The organism is Brevibacillus sp. FIR094 (assembly GCF_050477165.1).
Classification (GTDB): Bacteria; Bacillota; Bacilli; order Brevibacillales; family Brevibacillaceae; genus Brevibacillus.
Map to the genome: position 1 here is coordinate 1 of NZ_JBEAES010000061.1, position 16,471 is coordinate 16,471.

Genomic DNA, 16,471 nt, shown 5'->3' on the forward strand with positions numbered 1-16,471 from the left:
CCCACCGTTAGGTGGGCGGGCTTTTTACACTGTCTACTCAAAGGGGATATTATCAGAGCATTACTTTCCTCCAGGGCTTTCCCTCAACAATAGATAACCAACTTCAATTACCTACTGATGATTCCTCGTCTTATACAAAAGATAGACAAAAAACGGCGCTCCAATCGCTGCGGTAAAAATCCCAGCTGGTAGATCATGCGGTAAAAACACCGTTCTCCCAATCAAATCAGCCAAGACGACAAGCATCCCGCCCAAAACAGCGGAAGCCGGCAACAAGTAACCATACGCAGAGCCAACTAGCCTACGAGCAATGTGTGGAGCCATTAAACCGATAAAACTAATTCCTCCTGCCACACCGACCGCAGCACCTGCTAGTGCCACACTGATCGCAATCAAGAGCAATCTCTTTTTATCAATCGCTACGCCAATGCCTTTGGCCATATCATCACCCAGCTCCTGGGCATTCAAATAACGAATTTGGAAAATCGTAGCCACGAGAAACAAAAGGGTCCACGGAAGCAACGTCATGACATTTACCCAAGACATACCGTACACCGTTCCAGTCATCCACCCGAGAGCGTTTGATGCTTTGTGAGTTTGGGTGATCACCAGGAAAAAGATCGTTAATGCCCCCATCCCCGCTGATATACATACACCGACAAGCGCGAGGCGAAAAGGTGAGACTCCCTCCTTCCACGCAGTGAGATACGTAAGCGTAGCGGTTAACAATCCACCAATCAAGGCCACCAATGGCATCCATTGCACACTTACATCTTTTGCGAATGTGATAAATGCTACCGCCGCTGCCGTCGCTCCCGCTGTAGTCCCGATCAAATCAGGCGAAGCTAACGGATTTCGCACCAAGGACTGCAAGATGGCCCCCGATACCGCCAGGGAAGCCCCTACCATGACTGAAACGACAACGCGAGGCAACCGCCAATCGAGCACGATCAATTCATTCTGTTCACTGCCCGCTCCCACAAAAGCTTTGATGACTTCCCACACAGGAATATGCAAGCTTCCTAAGCCAATACTCAATACAATCACAACAGATAACAGCAAAAATAGTATGAAATTAATTCCTAACGCCCGCTTATCTACATGAAACGAGAGCGCCGGCTTTTTGGTCCGAATGACTACATGTCTATGCATACGCCCTCCTCCTGACCAGCGGGATGATAAAGGCCACTCCGATCATGGCGGTTGCTACGCCTACTGGTACTTCCAAACGCATCGGCATCAATACAAGGCGAGAAAGCAAATCAGCGCAAACCAGAAAAGCTCCGCCAAAGACAATCGAATAGGGAATCAACCATCGATGATCAAGGCCGACTAAAAAACGACAAAGATGCGGGATGATGATGCCCACAAATGCAATCGGTCCGGCAAGCGCGACACTCCCACCTGCCAAGAAAACCACGATCAATATCGCTGTAGCTTTTACCAAGATAATCTTTTGGCCCAGGCCAGTCGCTACATCATCACCGAGTACCATCAAGTTTAACGAGCCGGTCAGTAGCATAGCGCCTAACCAGCCTACTAGTAAATAAGGAATGATCATAAAAAAATGATCGAGCTGTCTTCCCTCCACAGAACCAACTAACCAGTAAAAGGCCTCTGTCATCGTCTTTTCTTGCAGCAGCATAAACAGAGAAGTCACAGACGAAGCAAAAGCGGCAACCGCTGCACCCGAAAGTGTCAGCTTAATCGGAGTCATACCTCCCCGCCCAGCGGAAGCCAGCCCGTATACGAGCAGAGCAGTCACACCCGCTCCGATAAAGCCTGCCCACATCATTTGTGACACTGGGAATTGCGAGCCAAAAACAGCAATCGTCGTCACAATAGCTGCTGCAGCTCCAGCGTTCACACCAATAAGAGATGGGGAAGCCAAAGGGTTGCGAGTCAACGCCTGCAACAAAACACCTGCTACAGCGAGGCTGCTTCCCACCGCTACCGCTGTCAGTGTCCGCGGCATGCGGGAAGTCGTAATTATCAAATGTTCCTCTGAACCGGAAAATTGGGTGTATGCCTCTACTGCAGTAGTGAGCGAATACCGATTGATTCCGAAAAGGATACTAGCTACCATCACGACTGCCAGGACGACGAGCCCTACTATGAGTACAGTAGTCTTTTGCAGTCGGCTGGACAAAATCACATTCACGCCTGTTCCCTTCTTTCCGTTACATTCTACCTATTCTGTCTATTCGTTACATATGTATGTAAGTTTCTCCCACTAATCAGTCTAAGCTTGCGAATAGGGCTAGTCAATGATATTGATTTTTATTATCGCTATTGGAAAATTCAGCACAAAAATATCTATAGTTTTCCTTTGATTCCAAAAAATATATTGACACATTGTCATATAAGCATATACAGTAGTGAAGAAAAAATGATAATCATTATCAGTTAAAAGGGGGATTTTCCATCATGCGCAAAACTTCCCTGCGTTTGATGCTCGGGGCTATGCTTTCCGCTGTAATGCTCGTAACAGGTTGCGGTGGACAGGCAACGTCTTCATCCAGCTCATCTTCTTCTACTCCAGCTGCGTCAACAACTACACCAGCACCTGCACCGGCAGCGTCTGAAGAGAGAGAAGTAAAACACTTTATGGGGTCAACAAAAATAAAAGGGACTCCTCAACGTGTCGTCGCTCTTACCAGTGAAAGCACAGAGGCTGTTCTCGCATTAGGGATTACGCCAGTTGGGGCTGTCATGAGTGGCCTCGGTAAACCTGGTGACCCATGGCATCCACATATTAAAGAGAAAATGAAGGATGCAGTTGAATTGGGTGACGAGAACCAACCAAACGTTGAACTAATCGCCAGCCTGAAGCCAGACCTGATTCTGGGAACAAAAGGACGCCAAGGGCAAGAAAAAGTATACGCTCAGCTTTCCGCGATTGCTCCAACCGTCTACTCCGAGGATCTCGTAGGTAGATGGAAAATCAACTTTGCCCTATACTCCGAAGCGTTGAATAAAAAAGCTGAAGGCGACAAGCTGATGGCTGATTTCGATAAGAAGATTGAGGATGCAAAAGGAAAACTGGGTGACAAGACGAAGATGAAAGTCTCTGTCGTTCGTTTCGTAGCTGGCAAAACTCGTCTTTACTTGAAAGACACTTTCTCTGGCGTTGTTCTGAGCCAACTCGGCCTTGCTCGACCAGCCTCCCAAGACATCGATGAGTTCAAAAAAGACATTCCAAAAGAGCTCATGGCTGAAATGGATGGCGACGTCATGTTTTACTGGATCGGTGATTATTCCGGTGATGGATCTGCCAATAAATACACCGAGGAATGGATGAAAGATCCTCTCTATCAAAAACTGAATGTCGCGAAAAACAATAAGGCATTCCAAGTTGACGAAGTGATCTGGAACGTAGGCGGCGGTATCCTTTCTGCTGAACTGCTTGTTGATGACATCGTAGAACGCTTCTCCAAACTGTAGGCTATAAATAAAGCAGGAGTGGTTGAGATAACCACTCCTTTTCTTTTGCCTGTTGGCATTATTGATCGAGTTCCTTATTTCCAGCAGTATCCTTACTCGGCAGAATCGGATCTATTTGTTCAGGTTTACGCGAATAAGCTTTGTTTGTAACCAAAATCGTCGCACCGATGATGACGATAAAAATGAACACCAACGCAACGATAAAACCAGTTGTCATGCATACACCCCCGACTTTTTTCTAACTCTCATTATAGCTGATTTCCATGCGAGTCAGAACCTTCATACATAACCAATTCATTATGGAATAACAAACTATTCCAAATTTTGATAGGAAAATGGATCCTATATCTCGAATAGTTACGACAACGCTATCTCACTCAAATACTTGATAGACTATGCGGGGGAACTCTGATGAACAAGCTTAATACCCCTTTCTTATGGAAAAAGAAACGCTCAAAAAAGGAAATCACGCAAGTGTTATTTCCAGATCAAATATTAAAAGCATTTTTTCACTTTACGACGGATGCCATCTCGATTAGTGATCTCGATAACAATATCGTCTTGGTGAATCATGCTTTTGAGCAATACTACGGTTGGTCCATGGAGGAGATTTACGCTTCACCGCTCTGCTTCATTCCAGACGAGTATAGGAGCGAGACCAAACAGTTATTTGATGCGGTCAGGAGCATGGGTGTATTACTAACCAATTACGAAACCATCAGGCAGCGAAAAGATGGCACGAAGATGGATGTCATTCTGTCGGCTGCTCCAATCAAAGATGAAACGGGAAAAATAATTGGTGCTTCCTGCATTACCCGTGACATTTCCGACCGCAAAAAAATTGAAGAGGCCTTGCGTCAAACCGAAGCCAAATATCGTCTCCTCATCGATCATACCCAGGATATCGTGACGATTTATGATTTATCCATGCGACGCATCTATGCATCCCCATCAATCGAGCAATTGGGATTTGTTCCAGCCGAGGTTACTTCCCCTAACAATCTGCAACTCACACATCCAGAGGATATCCCTATGTTCAGGGACAAATTTCAAGAAATCATGGCAACGAAACAACCCGTTCATTTCGAGACGCGCTCTATGGATAGGAACGGAAACGAGGTCTCCTTCGAAACACGCGGTATCCCCATTTTAAGCGCGGTAGGAGACGTCCAAAACATCATGTTAGTCTCGCGAAATGTCACCGAACGCAAATACTCAGAGGCCGCCTTATTTAAAAGCGAAAATACGAACAAAATCATCTCAGAATACACAGATGATCTTATTCTGATTACGGATAAAAACGGGGATATCCTCTATCTCTCCCCTTCTCATTCACGCGTAATCGAAACGAGTGAGCATTGCCGTCAGCTCACCTTTGCCGAGATTCATCCTGAAGATCGTCAAACTGTCATTGACCACTTTCATCATTTACTGGTTACCCAAGAACCGAAGATATGCGAGTTCCGTTTCCAAACGAAAAATAACAAATGGATCGTTCTCGAATCAAAGGGTGCCCCCATCCTGACGAAAACGGGAGATTGTGATGGCTTTATCATCGTATCGCGGGATATTACAGAACGCCGAAATAACGAGGAATTATTACGGAAGGCTGAGAAGCTGTCCGTGATTGGGGAGCTGGCTGCTGGAATCGCCCATGAGATTCGCAATCCGCTCACATCCTTGAAGGGCTTTATCCAATTTCTTTATCCGAGCATGAATGATAACCAGCAGTACGCTGATATCATGCTCTCAGAACTGGACCGGATCAATTTTATTGTGAGTGAATTGTTAGTCTTGGCAAAGCCACATAGCATTCAAATCAAGCCTCTTCCGCTCATCCCTTTGCTGGAAAGCGTCTTGGCACTATTGAGGTCGGAAGCAAATTTGAATAACATCGATTTTCGTACCGCATTTGCTTACCATCCGATCATTGCTGGAGAAGAAAACCAGCTCAAGCAGGTCTTTATCAATATCATTAAAAATGCCATCGAAGCGATCGACGGACATGGTGAAGTTCTTATTGCCACCACCCTAAAAGACAATCATCAGGTGCTCATTACCCTCACGGATACTGGCTGTGGAATCTCTGAAGAAATGATTCACAAGCTGGGTGCCCCCTTCTTCACGACAAAAGAAAACGGAACTGGCCTCGGCCTCATGATTAGCAGCAAAATCATGAAAGACCACAACGGCAGCCTGGAAATTAAAAGTAGGGAACACGAAGGTACTGTAGTAGAGATAACACTGCCGATTGTACAGGACCAAATTGGGTCATCCTAGAAAGGTGTACATCCCATTATTAGTGGAGGTGCCCTATGGATTTCACCAAAATGAGCACAAGTGAGTTCGTGGCCAAAATTCGCGAATCCCAAGCGAAAAACCTGCGTAGCAGACAGCATCAGGGCTATGGTCATCCGGAACAGCGTCTGCCCAGCAAGCAACGAGTATAACGAAGCAAAAACCCACCTGCTAGCTCACTGCCGAGCCAGGTGGGTTTTTGTTTGTTATTGTGGATCCTGCTTATTCAGGTTACGATCTCTTTCGGACTTTTGCTTCTGGGTGCCTTGCGTCTTGCTGCTGTGTCCTTGGTTGCCGCCATTCTTCGTATTACGATTGTTTGACATCAGAATCCCTTCCTTTTCATTCTGGTATTCATGCCAAACGTAGTATGTCCCAAACGGCTTATTCATAATGAAGAATTACTTCGCTTCACCCATAAATACTTTCTTTCCATCCTCATACTTGTACACGTATACGGAAGCAAAGTCGTTGTCGCCTTTTTCATTGAATGTTACATTGACGAATTTGCCTTTGTAATCTTTGGTTTTGTGAACAGCTTCCAGCACTTGTTCACGAGTTGGCTTTTTGCCGCCGTTCGCTTTGATCGCTTCTTCCAGTCCGTTCAGCATAACACCCATGGAGTCATAACCAAACGAAGTGAAGATCCCTACTTTGTTGCCAGTCGCGCTCTCGAAATCTGTGATCCATTTCTTGCCGTCTTCGGTAGCACCAATATCACCAACAGTAGAAGTAAAGACTACGTTATTGGCATTTTCCGCACCCGCAATTTTCACCATGTCAGCAGAGTCGTAGCCATCGCCACCCATGAAGACACCCTTGAAGCCTTTTTCACGTGCTTGCTTCACGATGATTCCTGCATCAGAGTAGTATCCACCGAAGTAGATCATCTCTGGATTTTTCGCAAGGATTTGGGTGATGATCGCACTATAATCCTTCTCGCCTGCCGTTACCCCTTCAAAGCCAAGAACTTGTACGCCGTCTTTTTCAAACTGCTTTTTCACTTCTTCCGCAAGACCTTGTCCATATGCAGCCTTGTCATGCATAACGAAAGCCGTTTTTACATTCAATTGATTTTTGGCAAAATAGCAGCCTTAGAGCCTTGTTGATCATCACGCGCACAAATGCGGTGTACGATCTTCTTGCCTTGCTCAGTCAAATCGGATCCCGTTGCGGAAGGAGATACCATTACGAGCTTCTCTTGCTCGTATTGCGCTGCTGCTGTAATCGAAGCACCTGTTGTAGCATGGCCAACCACTCCGACTACGTCAGGATTTGAAATCAACATTTGTGCGACTGCTACCCCTTGTTTCGGGTCAGCTTGGTCGTCTTGCGCGGACAATTCAACATCAAAGCCAAGTGCTTTGAATGCCTCCTTTTTTTCTTTCAATGCATATTCAGCACCAGCTTTTGCTGTGCTTCCGTAATCGGAGTACTGACCAGACATCGGACCAACTACAGCAATCACGAGCTTCTCAGTAGCTCCGCTTGCACCGCCCGTGCTTCCTCCGCTATTGTTGCTCGGCTGTGGTGTCGCGCTTTGTCCACCAGTTCCCGTTCCTCCACCGCAGCCCGCGAGCAATGTGCTCAGAGCAAATGTTGCAGCCAGTATCGACAATGATTTCTGTTTTTTCATAGCAAAACATCCCCCTCTTTATTTATGAGCAAACTATGAATCACAATCTTATTGTAGGATATTTTAGAAAATTTGCAATAGAAATGATTAAAAGAAGAATCAATCAAATAACCTCTCTCGCTGTCTGCTTATAGAGGCGTACATGTGTAGTATGGAGGCAGAAAGCCACTTCTACGAATAGAAGTGGCTTTCTTAATGAGAAGATATTAGGAATTAATTGGAATGCTTAGCTTGTAAGTGAGCGTTTTTGCGTCATACTCTACTTTTGCACCCAATTCTTGGGCAATGAATACGAGAGGAACGAGTACTGCTCCAGTCACTGGACGTGGCGGATTTGCTACACTGGTTTCTTTGCCGTTTTTATAAGCAAAGTTTTTGTTTTCGTACATACGCAGTGCGTACTGGTTGTCTTTGGCAACCAACAAAGATTTGGTCGTGCTATCCCATGCTGCGGTACCACCCAAAGCAATCGCCAATGTGCTCGCATTCACATACGCAACACCATTTTCAGTAACGATTTCTTGTGGGAATGGGAACTCCTTGCCGTTTAGCTGAACCTTGATTTTTTGTTGCTGTACAGGAGCAGGAGCAGTTTGGGCAAATGCAGCCGTTGCCGCTACACTTCCTGTTAGAAGAGCCGCTGTCAGCATCATTGTCGAAAACTTGCGAAGCATAATAAACACCCCTCAATTAATCATGAAATGAATTCCAATTTTGTAAAGTTCGACACAAAACAACTTTTTCCTTCTTTTTTCTTCCATACATTCCCTATGTAATTCTCTCTCCAAACATGATAAGACTAGGAAAAAAAATAAATATCCCACGAACAAATGTTTTTGTGCACAACCTGTGCATAACATTGTGGATAACTTTCGAAAGTGAGGCTTGCCATGGCAGGGGAACGTTTTTTTCTCATTTATCAAGAGGCCAGTGACGAAGAATGCTTATTGACCATTGAACCATACAAAGATCAACAGGAGCTGGCGGAAGCCATCAATCAGCTGCAAGCCAAACAAGTCGATGAGTATACGATCATCAAGGGAAAAAAGATGAAGGCCACACTGAAACTCGCCGTCGATTTGACCGAGGCCGATGAGAATTCTAAGGAATGAATGTTTTCTTTTTAGAGTAGGTTTAGACAAAGGGAATTTGGCAAACATGGTAGTGAGGGCGCGCACTTATGTGTTTGACCTTCATTGACCTTTTGTGTATGATATTGTTACAAAGAGAGGAGGAAGACTAGATGCATATGAATTTAATTCCAACCGTCATTGAACAGACGAACCGCGGGGAACGTGCTTACGACATTTATTCCCGCCTGCTCAAAGACCGCATCATCTTTCTGGGAACCCCAATCAACGACACCGTAGCCAATATCGTTGTGGCACAGTTGTTGTTCCTTCAGGCGGAAGATCCGGAGAAAGACATTCATTTGTACATAAACAGCCCAGGCGGTTCTATCACTGCTGGTATGGCGATTTACGATACTATGCACTTCATCAAGCCAGATGTATCCACCATTTGTATCGGAATGGCTGCTTCGATGGGAGCATTCCTGTTAGCTGCTGGGGCAAAAGGCAAGCGTTTTGCTCTGCCAAACAGTGAAGTCATGATCCACCAACCATTGGGTGGTGCCCAAGGACAAGCGAGCGATATTGAGATCGCCGCAAAACGTATTTTGAAGATGCGTGATCATCTGAACACCATCCTGGCTGAACGCACTGGTCAGCCTTTGGAGCGCATCCAAAAGGATACCGATCGTGACAACTTCCTCTCTGCCGCAGAAGCAGTAGAGTACGGATTGATTGACAAAGTAATCACTTCCGAATCGTCCTCCAAAAAATAAGAGATACGTAGTAAAAAAAGCACTCGTGCCTGGACTACTGGCCGAGTGTTTTTTTGTATGCCGAGCAAACACCAAGAGACTTACCTTGGCTTGCTCGGCTTTCTCGATGAATCATGGTGTTACTTCCATTAACTGACTGACATAGACCGTCCGGCTATGTCCTGGATTTTTTTCCTCATGCACACGGGCTGTTGACGTTTTTTCGTCTACAGCATCGATCCAAACGGCTTGTCCTTCGTACTCTACCTTGATATGGTCGTCGGAGCTCATAATGGCTTGTGCTCTCGTTACATTCATAAGCGGCTCCCTATTGCTCATCTTCAAGGGCTTGCTTGGCTGACGACGCCCCTGTCATCGTGTCTACACTCGTTTCTTCAATCAGGCCGTTCTGGTCGGAAACGATCCCGCCCCCTAGTCCTTCGTTAATCATCCGGTCAATGTCCATGTCAAAGCAATCGCGGCCTTCGTGGCACGAATCACGGTTACTCATATCTCATTCCTCCTTCATGCAATATACATGGTTAGAAATGCCCTGCCCGAAGTGAATTGATACATGGACAACAACAAAAAAAGACACCTCCCATAAGGGAAAAGTGTCTCTCGTAACTCTATTCTTCCTTGCTTACCAGATTCGTAAGGCTGGTGACTGCCTGGGAGGCATCCGGCCCTTCTGCCAAAATGGTAATTTCCGTTCCAGAGCTGATTGCGAGGCTCATGATACCCATGATGCTTTTCGCATTGACCTTCTTGGTGCCTTTTTCTACGAATACTTCCGATGCAAAACGGTTAGCCTCCTGTACGAAAAAGGCTGCTGGACGAGCTTGCAAACCGGTCTTTAACTGAACTACGACCTGCTGTTGAACCATGAATGGACCTCCTTACTTGTAGACTATTATCCTTTAGTATAACATGCATCTACATCGAAATATTTTGTTTTTCTCGTATTTTATCCGCGATTTCGTTAATTTTTCGCAAGCGGTGGTTAATGCCCGATTTGCTCACTATTCCGCTTGGCACCATCTCGCCCAATTCTTTCAAATTGATGTCAGGATGAGCCACTCGAAGCTCCGCGACCTCTCGCAGACGTTTTGGCAAATTCTCCAATCCCATCTCTTGATCGATGAGCTGAATATTTTCCATTTGTCTCGTGGCTGCATTCACTGTTTTGTTTATGTTGGCGATCTCACAATTGTGTAATCGGTTTACCGAGTTCCGCATGTCCTTTACGATTCGGACGTCCTCGAAATACAGAAGCGCCTGATGAGCCCCAATCAAGCTCAAAAACTCTGTAATCTTTTCGCCTTCTTTAATATAGAGAACATACCCTTTTTTCCGCTCGATGCACTTGGCATTTAGTTTATACCGATTGGCGATCTTGGTCAATGCTTCGCAAAAATCCTGATAGGAAGTGAAAATCTCCAGATGATAGCTGGATGCCTCTGGATGATTCACAGATCCCCCCGCCAAAAAAGCCCCCCGCAAATAAGCAGCGCGGCAACAGGACTTTTTCACGATCTCTGGAGCGATTCCTGGAATAAACGATAGGCTTTGATCCATTATCCCCAAGTCTTGCAAGATCTCATTGGCCTTATTCGGAATACGCACAATGTAGACGTTGTTCTTTTTCAAACGCATTTTTTTGCGAACCAGCAGTTCAGCGTGTATCTGAAACAACCTCTTGATTAACGTATAAATACGTCGGGCAATCGCCGCGTTCTCTGTCGTCACATCCAGCACCAGTCGTCCGGCTCCAAACTGCAGACTTCCATTCATCCGAATCAAGGATGAGAGCTCTGCCTTGCTGCAGCAATCGGCACCCTCCGTCATGGTAAGCTCTTTTTTGGTATGCGCGGCGAATGACATCGACTTCACTACTCCTTCTCTATCTTCAGCAACTTCCGTCTTCGTTTGACGAGTGACACAACCTGCTTGCTGACAGCGTGTGCATCATGACGTAGGTATCCATCCTCAAATGTGACTAACGGTCTCGCCACCACATGCAGACCGAGTTGGCGCAATTGCTTTAAGTCACATCGGACAGGAGCTGCTCCTTTTTCCGCGTATTTGTCCAATACATGGGTAGGCAGCTCGGCTGAATTGACAATGATCGTATCCAGAAATGATCTATCTACATGTTCATACATGACATTCACGTGCCTGGATGCAGAAAAACCGTCTGTCTCCCCCGGTTGTGTCATGACATTACAAATGTAGATTTTCGGGGCTTGTGCGCGTGTAATCGCTTCAAATAACCCGCGTACTAATAAATTGGGCAGGATGCTCGTATACAAGCTACCAGGCCCAATCAAAATGGCATCCGCGTCGGCAATGGCCATCAGGGCTTCTCTCAGAGGAACAGCGTCCTCCGGATCAAGGAACACCCGCTTGATTTCTTTGCCAGTCAACGGTATTTGGGATTCTCCGATTACGAGAGATCCATCTGTCATTTCCGCTTTCAACTGAATTGATTGCGTGGAAGCTGGCAATACATCTCCACGCACTGCCAAAACCCCGCTTAGTGTTTTGACTGCGGTGACAAAATCTCCAGTGATTTCATTCATCGCTGCAAGTAATAGATTTCCCAAATTATGCCCTGCTAATCCCGTGCCTGTGGAAAAGCGATATTGCATGACTTTTTCCATCAACGGCTCTGTATCGGCCAGAGCAGTCAAGACGTTTCGAATGTCGCCAGGTGGAAGCATATCCATTTCTTCTCGCAAACGTCCAGAGCTTCCCCCATCGTCTGCTACCGTAACAATCGCCGTGATATGCACCGGCTCGTGCTTCAAACCGCGTAGAAGGACGGACAAACCCGTTCCTCCGCCAATAACGACTACCCGTAATGGTCTTGACTGTAGCCTCCCGACTCCCTTAGTAGGCATATGTCACCTCATTAGTTCTAATACACATACCACAGGTGGCTTTTTATGCACGCTTCAGTCTTTCCTGCCATCTTATGCTCATTTGTTCTTTTCCATGTCTCGATGACTGACACGGACAGAAAAATCTTTGCCAAAGGTTTCTCCCAAATGTTCTGCAATGGCGACCGAGCGATGCTTGCCACCGGTGCATCCTATTCCTATCACAAGTTGACTTTTTCCTTCTCGCTGGTAATGCGGCAGCGTGTACCCCAAAAAGTCTGTAAGCTTTTCTAAGAATTCTTTTGTGTCCTTGTGTTGCATCACATACTCTGCCACGTCTGGATCACATCCTGTTTTCGGACGCAAATCCTCCACATAATGCGGGTTAGGCAAAAAACGGACATCGAACATCAAGTCAGCATCTATTGGTGCGCCGTATTTGAAACCAAACGACAAAACATTAATCGTAAGTGGTGATCCTTGTTGACCGTATTGGTTGATGATTTTTTCTCGAAGCTGAACTGGCTTCATTTGACTCGTATCGATAATCTGATGCGCCCAGCCCTTCATTTCCTCCAATAAACGGCGCTCAGCGTGAATTCCTTCCAAAGGCGAACCGTTCGGGGAAAGCGGATGTCTGCGACGTGTTTCCTTATAGCGCGAAACCAATGTCTGATCGTTCGCATCCAGATAAAGGATATGGTACGATAATCCATTCATCTGATTGAGGCTCTCTATGGTTACGGCTAGATTTTCAAAAAACTCACGCCCTCGCAAGTCAATCACCAATGCGACTCGCTCAATACTCCCACCAGACTGTTTGACCAACTCAGCAAATTTGGGAATCAGTACAGGGGGTAGGTTGTCTATACAAAAAAAGCCCAGGTCCTCCAAGCTTTGTACAGCAACTGTCTTTCCCGCACCTGACATTCCGGTAATAATCAGGAGATTCATGGCCTTGTCGTTTCCCAATTCCGTCACGCAACTCGCCTCCTACGATTCTGACAATAGCATACCATATTGTCCACCTTATTCGCACCTTTTTGAACCGCTTCCCCTGTTTTTCCAATGACGTCTTCTACAAGCGTACAAGCTTTTTTAGAAAAAAAGATGCGTGACTGAATGCCAGCCACGCAACAATTGTTTATATAGATAAGGGGGTCAATTCATTGTCTATAGATTACTCTTGAATTATTTCACCCATGTTACAAGCAGGTTAAGAGATTGTGACATTTTGTTCCTTTAGCTTTTCATTCAGCTCTTCTACATAGTGTTGAGCAGATTGAGCAGCGATTGAACCGTCTCCAGTAGCTGTCACGACTTGACGAAGCATTTTTTCACGTACATCTCCTGCTGCAAAAACACCTTTTACTTTGGTGTACATTTTTTCGTCTGTCAGTACATAGCCTGCGTCGTTGGTGATGCCCAGTGGACGTACACTTGCAGTCAATGGGTCCATACCTACGTAGATGAACACCCCATCTGCTGGGTATTCTCTTTGTTCACCTGTTTTGGTGTTTTCCAAGAGAACCGCTTGAACTTTGCCTTCACCACGGATCTCTTTTAGTTCTGTATCCCAAATCACTTCGATTTTTTCGTTATCGAAAGCGCGTTTTTGCAGGATTTTCTGTGCACGGAACTGATCACGACGGTGTACGATCGTCACTTTGGAAGCGAAGCGAGTAAGGAATACAGCCTCTTCCACTGCGGAGTCTCCTCCACCAACAACCACTAGCTCTTTATTGCGGAAAAATGCACCGTCGCATACCGCGCAGTAAGAAACGCCACGGCCGGACAATTCTTTTTCGCCTTGTACCCCGAGCAGACGATGCTCTGCACCAGTTGCCACAATAACAGATTTGGTCAAGTATTCCTTGTCACCCGTGATAACGCGCTTGTACGGCTCTTCATCGCGGATTTCCTTGATTTCGCCATATGCATACTCCGCACCGAATTGCTGTGCATGGTCAAACATTTTTGTAGAGAGATCAGGGCCAAGAATGGAAGTGAAGCCTGGGTAGTTCTCGATATCTTCCGTGTTCGCCATTTGACCGCCTGGAATTCCTCTCTCCAGCATCAATGTGCTCATGTTCGCACGGGATGTATATACAGCAGCCGTCATTCCAGCAGGGCCGGCTCCGGCGATAATCACATCATAAATTTTTTGGTCGCTCATACTTGTTGCCTCCTCATCTCACACAGTTCTGTTTCCTTATTTAAATTAATTATAATGTAATAATCTATTTAAAATCAAGTGTCGACAAAACTTTGACGCACTTTGCCAAGGTAGCGGCAGAAATGCCGTATTTTTGAGCTAGAAGGGCTTGTGACTGTTTTTCGTTCGTTATCGTTCCGTATACATATTCTAATGCTGCGACCCACGCTACTTCTTTTCGCACTTGTACACGACTTTGGGCATATTCATGGTGCTTGCGCCATACATCGAGGCACCATTCTCCGGCCTCTTGCTTGCCCTGTGAGAGCAAATAATGACTTATGCCTTCTTCTATACTGCTCTTTTGCTCTTCCGTCGTCGGTGAATCATTCGATCCATCAGGAGTTCCTTCCGGCATGTCTGCACCCATATCAGCCAAAGCCAGCAAAGCCAACTTTTGCAGCTGTTGGTTATCCGTCTGGTAATAAAATTGACGGACCGCAGTTTCAGCTTCATCGTCTCCGATCAGAGACAATGTTTGCAGCACCGCGAATTTCACTTCATCGCGTCCATGCTGCAATGCCCAGAGAAGGGAAGCTCGGATCATCGGGTCTGTTTTAAAATCTTCTACTCCCGTGAATGAAGCCTTTTCCCAAGAAACATCACGTTGGGTCGTATTGTATTGGTAGGGGATCGGTTTTATAGTCTCCCCTTCTTGTTCGTTTTTTACCATTTGAATGTATTGATCTGCGATTCCTGCTTCTGGGTCTAACTGCTTGGCTTTTTGCCACCAACGCAGTGCCTGATCCTTTTTCCCGCTTAAATAAGCTGAGATCGCAGCATAGTGGTACGTGCACGCTTCATGCGGCCGTCCATTTCGCAGCATGCGTTGGTAATGGAAATACGCTTCATCATGCTGGCCGAGCACTCCCATTGTTGTTGCGAGCTTATAGGTATTTTCCGGATGGAACGGAACGACCTTTTTCAGCATATCAATCAAGCTCAACAGCTCTGTCGTTTGATTGTGATGGGAGAGCAAAACCGCCAAATTGCACAGTGCATGTAGGTTTCCTTCTTCCTTATCCAGCGTCTGTTCGATTGTCTCCATCGCCTTCTGGAATTCCCCAGCATAATAGTAGGCGAGTGACAAATTGTTCCACGCAGGCAAAAAGTCAGGATCGGCTTCGACGATTTCTTTTAAGGTATCCAGTGCCTCCAGGAAGCGTCCCTCTTCCAGACTCCGACGAGCTCGTTCATGCTTGCTGTATACGTCCTCTTTTTCACTTGGGAGGAAGTGGCGCGGTGGCATGTCCAGCTCAAAGTAAATATAGTCGAGGAGCTCTTCGGCATCTTCCCGATACGGTCCAGTGCTATCTTCTTGTAAATAACGAACAGCCATTTCTTCTGCCATAGGGTAATCTTCTAAGTTGGCATAGTTGTTCGCCATGTAGAAATACACTTCTGTCATAGATGGGTCCCATTTTTCTATCACTTCATAGAGGACTTCATTTGACGCTTCAAACTGTCCGGTTTCAGCTAAGGCACTAGCCAAATGGCAGTGGCATTCTGCATTCGTCGGCTCCATTTCAACTGCTCGGCGAAATGAACGCAATGCTTTATCATAGTCGTACCGATTCAAACAACGCATTCCCCGGTCAACAAAAAAAGCAGCATCTTGCTTAAAGTCAACAACGGTCGTTTTCTTCAAAATACTTTTGTTATGTTTCATAAAACCTCCAACATCGTAGGAGCTTACACTCCAAGTATCGTACCAGAAGCATCGGCACCCTACAAGCTGACTCGTCTTTTAAAGTGTTCAGCGGATAAAGCAAGAAACACCACTGGCACATAGCAAGTGGTGTTTACGAACAAAAATGGAGCGGACGAAGGGTCTCGAACCCTCGACCTTCGCCTTGGCAAGGCGACGCTCTACCAATTGAGCTACGTCCGCATATCTTATCAACTATTCATATTTTGTCCGATTGAAAAAACTGGTGAGCCATGAAGGACTCGAACCTTCGACCCTCTGATTAAAAGTCAGATGCTCTACCAACTGAGCTAATGGCTCGTACATGGTGGCTCGGGACGGAATCGAACCGCCGACACGAGGATTTTCAGTCCTCTGCTCTACCGACTGAGCTACCGAGCCATATACTTTGTTCGCCACTCTTGAAAAAGAATGGCGGAGCTGACGGGACTCGAACCCGCGACCTCCGGTGTGACAGACCGGC

The 16,471-nt window shown here is 46.1% G+C and carries 17 protein-coding genes, 3 tRNA genes and 1 pseudogene; 5 read left to right on the forward strand and 16 right to left on the reverse strand.

From position 1 onward, the window contains the following. Positions 1–111: 111 nt before the first annotated feature. A complete protein-coding gene (locus tag ACQ5DJ_RS29010) occupies positions 112–1,152 on the reverse strand; it encodes a FecCD family ABC transporter permease (RefSeq protein ID WP_429845476.1) in 1,041 nt (346 codons plus the stop codon). Further along, complete coding sequence (locus ACQ5DJ_RS29015; RefSeq protein ID WP_429845477.1) at positions 1,145–2,161, reverse strand: FecCD family ABC transporter permease; 1,017 nt, start codon at positions 2,159–2,161, stop codon at positions 1,145–1,147. Before ACQ5DJ_RS29015 ends, ACQ5DJ_RS29010 begins: the two co-directional genes overlap by 8 nt. Positions 2,162–2,427: 266 nt before the next feature. Here ACQ5DJ_RS29015 and ACQ5DJ_RS29020 point away from each other — a divergent pair, with 266 nt between their 5' ends. Continuing rightward, positions 2,428–3,444, forward strand: coding sequence for an ABC transporter substrate-binding protein (locus ACQ5DJ_RS29020; protein WP_429845478.1), 1,017 nt, complete (start codon positions 2,428–2,430; stop codon positions 3,442–3,444). 58 nt (positions 3,445–3,502) lie between these two features. Here the strand turns inward: ACQ5DJ_RS29020 and ACQ5DJ_RS29025 are convergent, their stop codons facing one another. Further along, positions 3,503–3,661 (reverse strand): hypothetical protein, encoded by a 159-nt coding sequence (locus tag ACQ5DJ_RS29025; protein ID WP_429845479.1) that lies wholly within the window; start codon positions 3,659–3,661, stop codon positions 3,503–3,505. Positions 3,662–3,855: 194 nt separating this feature from the next. On the opposite strand from ACQ5DJ_RS29025, the gene ACQ5DJ_RS29030 reads away from it, so the two are divergent. After that, positions 3,856–5,724, forward strand: a complete 1,869-nt coding sequence (locus ACQ5DJ_RS29030) for a PAS domain S-box protein (protein WP_429845480.1) — start codon at positions 3,856–3,858, stop codon at positions 5,722–5,724. A 35-nt stretch (positions 5,725–5,759) separates the two neighbouring features. Beyond that, positions 5,760–5,894, forward strand: a complete 135-nt coding sequence (locus ACQ5DJ_RS29035; RefSeq protein WP_017251626.1) for a DUF4023 domain-containing protein — start codon at positions 5,760–5,762, stop codon at positions 5,892–5,894. Between the two features lie 249 nt (positions 5,895–6,143). Here the strand turns inward: ACQ5DJ_RS29035 and ACQ5DJ_RS29040 are convergent. Then, positions 6,144–7,378: pseudogene (locus ACQ5DJ_RS29040) on the reverse strand (branched-chain amino acid ABC transporter substrate-binding protein). A 206-nt stretch (positions 7,379–7,584) separates the two neighbouring features. Next, positions 7,585–8,052 (reverse strand): copper amine oxidase N-terminal domain-containing protein, encoded by a 468-nt coding sequence (locus ACQ5DJ_RS29045; RefSeq protein ID WP_144618940.1) that lies wholly within the window; start codon positions 8,050–8,052, stop codon positions 7,585–7,587. A 216-nt stretch (positions 8,053–8,268) separates the two neighbouring features. Here ACQ5DJ_RS29045 and ACQ5DJ_RS29050 point away from each other — a divergent pair, with 216 nt between their 5' ends. Together ACQ5DJ_RS29050 and clpP are read left to right on the forward strand one after the other, a co-directional pair. Next, a complete protein-coding gene (locus ACQ5DJ_RS29050; protein WP_026043328.1) occupies positions 8,269–8,490 on the forward strand; it encodes a hypothetical protein in 222 nt (73 codons plus the stop codon). A gap of 131 nt (positions 8,491–8,621) precedes the next feature. After that, complete coding sequence (gene clpP, locus ACQ5DJ_RS29055; protein WP_304502538.1) at positions 8,622–9,224, forward strand: ATP-dependent Clp endopeptidase proteolytic subunit ClpP; 603 nt, start codon at positions 8,622–8,624, stop codon at positions 9,222–9,224. A 111-nt stretch (positions 9,225–9,335) separates the two neighbouring features. On the opposite strand, the gene ACQ5DJ_RS29060 is transcribed toward clpP, so the two are convergent. The 11 genes from ACQ5DJ_RS29060 to ACQ5DJ_RS29110 all read right to left on the reverse strand — a co-directional run bounded on the left by ACQ5DJ_RS29060 (position 9,336) and on the right by ACQ5DJ_RS29110 (position 16,389). Then, positions 9,336–9,521 (reverse strand): H-type small acid-soluble spore protein, encoded by a 186-nt coding sequence (locus ACQ5DJ_RS29060; protein ID WP_429845481.1) that lies wholly within the window; start codon positions 9,519–9,521, stop codon positions 9,336–9,338. A 10-nt stretch (positions 9,522–9,531) separates the two neighbouring features. Beyond that, a complete protein-coding gene (locus tag ACQ5DJ_RS29065) occupies positions 9,532–9,714 on the reverse strand; it encodes a hypothetical protein (protein WP_017251622.1) in 183 nt (60 codons plus the stop codon). A 118-nt stretch (positions 9,715–9,832) separates the two neighbouring features. Next, positions 9,833–10,090, reverse strand: coding sequence for an HPr family phosphocarrier protein (locus ACQ5DJ_RS29070; RefSeq protein WP_007720434.1), 258 nt, complete (start codon positions 10,088–10,090; stop codon positions 9,833–9,835). 49 nt (positions 10,091–10,139) lie between these two features. Further along, a complete protein-coding gene (gene whiA / locus ACQ5DJ_RS29075; RefSeq protein WP_429845482.1) occupies positions 10,140–11,087 on the reverse strand; it encodes a DNA-binding protein WhiA in 948 nt (315 codons plus the stop codon). A gap of 8 nt (positions 11,088–11,095) precedes the next feature. Then, positions 11,096–12,106, reverse strand: a complete 1,011-nt coding sequence (locus ACQ5DJ_RS29080) for a gluconeogenesis factor YvcK family protein (protein WP_429845483.1) — start codon at positions 12,104–12,106, stop codon at positions 11,096–11,098. 78 nt (positions 12,107–12,184) lie between these two features. Then, positions 12,185–13,066 carry an RNase adapter RapZ gene (gene rapZ / locus ACQ5DJ_RS29085; RefSeq protein ID WP_429845484.1) on the reverse strand — a complete coding sequence of 294 codons (882 nt, stop codon included), beginning with the start codon at positions 13,064–13,066 and terminating at the stop codon, positions 12,185–12,187. Between the two features lie 235 nt (positions 13,067–13,301). Beyond that, positions 13,302–14,261 carry a thioredoxin-disulfide reductase gene (gene trxB, locus ACQ5DJ_RS29090; RefSeq protein ID WP_429845485.1) on the reverse strand — a complete coding sequence of 320 codons (960 nt, stop codon included), beginning with the start codon at positions 14,259–14,261 and terminating at the stop codon, positions 13,302–13,304. 64 nt (positions 14,262–14,325) lie between these two features. Beyond that, entirely contained in the window at positions 14,326–15,969 is a 1,644-nt protein-coding gene (locus ACQ5DJ_RS29095) for a tetratricopeptide repeat protein (RefSeq protein WP_429845486.1), read from the reverse strand. 146 nt (positions 15,970–16,115) lie between these two features. Next, positions 16,116–16,191 (reverse strand) — tRNA-Gly (locus ACQ5DJ_RS29100). 41 nt (positions 16,192–16,232) lie between these two features. Then, positions 16,233–16,308: transfer RNA gene (locus ACQ5DJ_RS29105), tRNA-Lys, on the reverse strand. 5 nt (positions 16,309–16,313) lie between these two features. Continuing rightward, positions 16,314–16,389 (reverse strand) — tRNA-Phe (locus tag ACQ5DJ_RS29110). Positions 16,390–16,471 lie beyond the last annotated feature (82 nt).

Coding starts and splice junctions, on each gene's coding strand:
- ACQ5DJ_RS29010 (WP_429845476.1), bottom strand. CDS start 1,152: ATGCATAGACATGTAGTCATTCGGACCAAAAAGCCGGCGCTCTCGTTT.
- ACQ5DJ_RS29020 (WP_429845478.1), top strand. CDS start 2,428: ATGCGCAAAACTTCCCTGCGTTTGATGCTCGGGGCTATGCTTTCCGCT.
- trxB (WP_429845485.1), bottom strand. CDS start 14,261: ATGAGCGACCAAAAAATTTATGATGTGATTATCGCCGGAGCCGGCCCT.
- ACQ5DJ_RS29035 (WP_017251626.1), top strand. CDS start 5,760: ATGGATTTCACCAAAATGAGCACAAGTGAGTTCGTGGCCAAAATTCGC.
- ACQ5DJ_RS29050 (WP_026043328.1), top strand. CDS start 8,269: ATGGCAGGGGAACGTTTTTTTCTCATTTATCAAGAGGCCAGTGACGAA.
- whiA (WP_429845482.1), bottom strand. CDS start 11,087: ATGTCATTCGCCGCGCATACCAAAAAAGAGCTTACCATGACGGAGGGT.
- ACQ5DJ_RS29080 (WP_429845483.1), bottom strand. CDS start 12,106: ATGCCTACTAAGGGAGTCGGGAGGCTACAGTCAAGACCATTACGGGTA.
- ACQ5DJ_RS29070 (WP_007720434.1), bottom strand. CDS start 10,090: ATGGTTCAACAGCAGGTCGTAGTTCAGTTAAAGACCGGTTTGCAAGCT.
- ACQ5DJ_RS29025 (WP_429845479.1), bottom strand. CDS start 3,661: ATGACAACTGGTTTTATCGTTGCGTTGGTGTTCATTTTTATCGTCATC.
- ACQ5DJ_RS29045 (WP_144618940.1), bottom strand. CDS start 8,052: ATGCTTCGCAAGTTTTCGACAATGATGCTGACAGCGGCTCTTCTAACA.
- ACQ5DJ_RS29095 (WP_429845486.1), bottom strand. CDS start 15,969: ATGAAACATAACAAAAGTATTTTGAAGAAAACGACCGTTGTTGACTTT.
- ACQ5DJ_RS29030 (WP_429845480.1), top strand. CDS start 3,856: ATGAACAAGCTTAATACCCCTTTCTTATGGAAAAAGAAACGCTCAAAA.
- ACQ5DJ_RS29065 (WP_017251622.1), bottom strand. CDS start 9,714: ATGAGTAACCGTGATTCGTGCCACGAAGGCCGCGATTGCTTTGACATG.
- ACQ5DJ_RS29060 (WP_429845481.1), bottom strand. CDS start 9,521: ATGAATGTAACGAGAGCACAAGCCATTATGAGCTCCGACGACCATATC.
- clpP (WP_304502538.1), top strand. CDS start 8,622: ATGCATATGAATTTAATTCCAACCGTCATTGAACAGACGAACCGCGGG.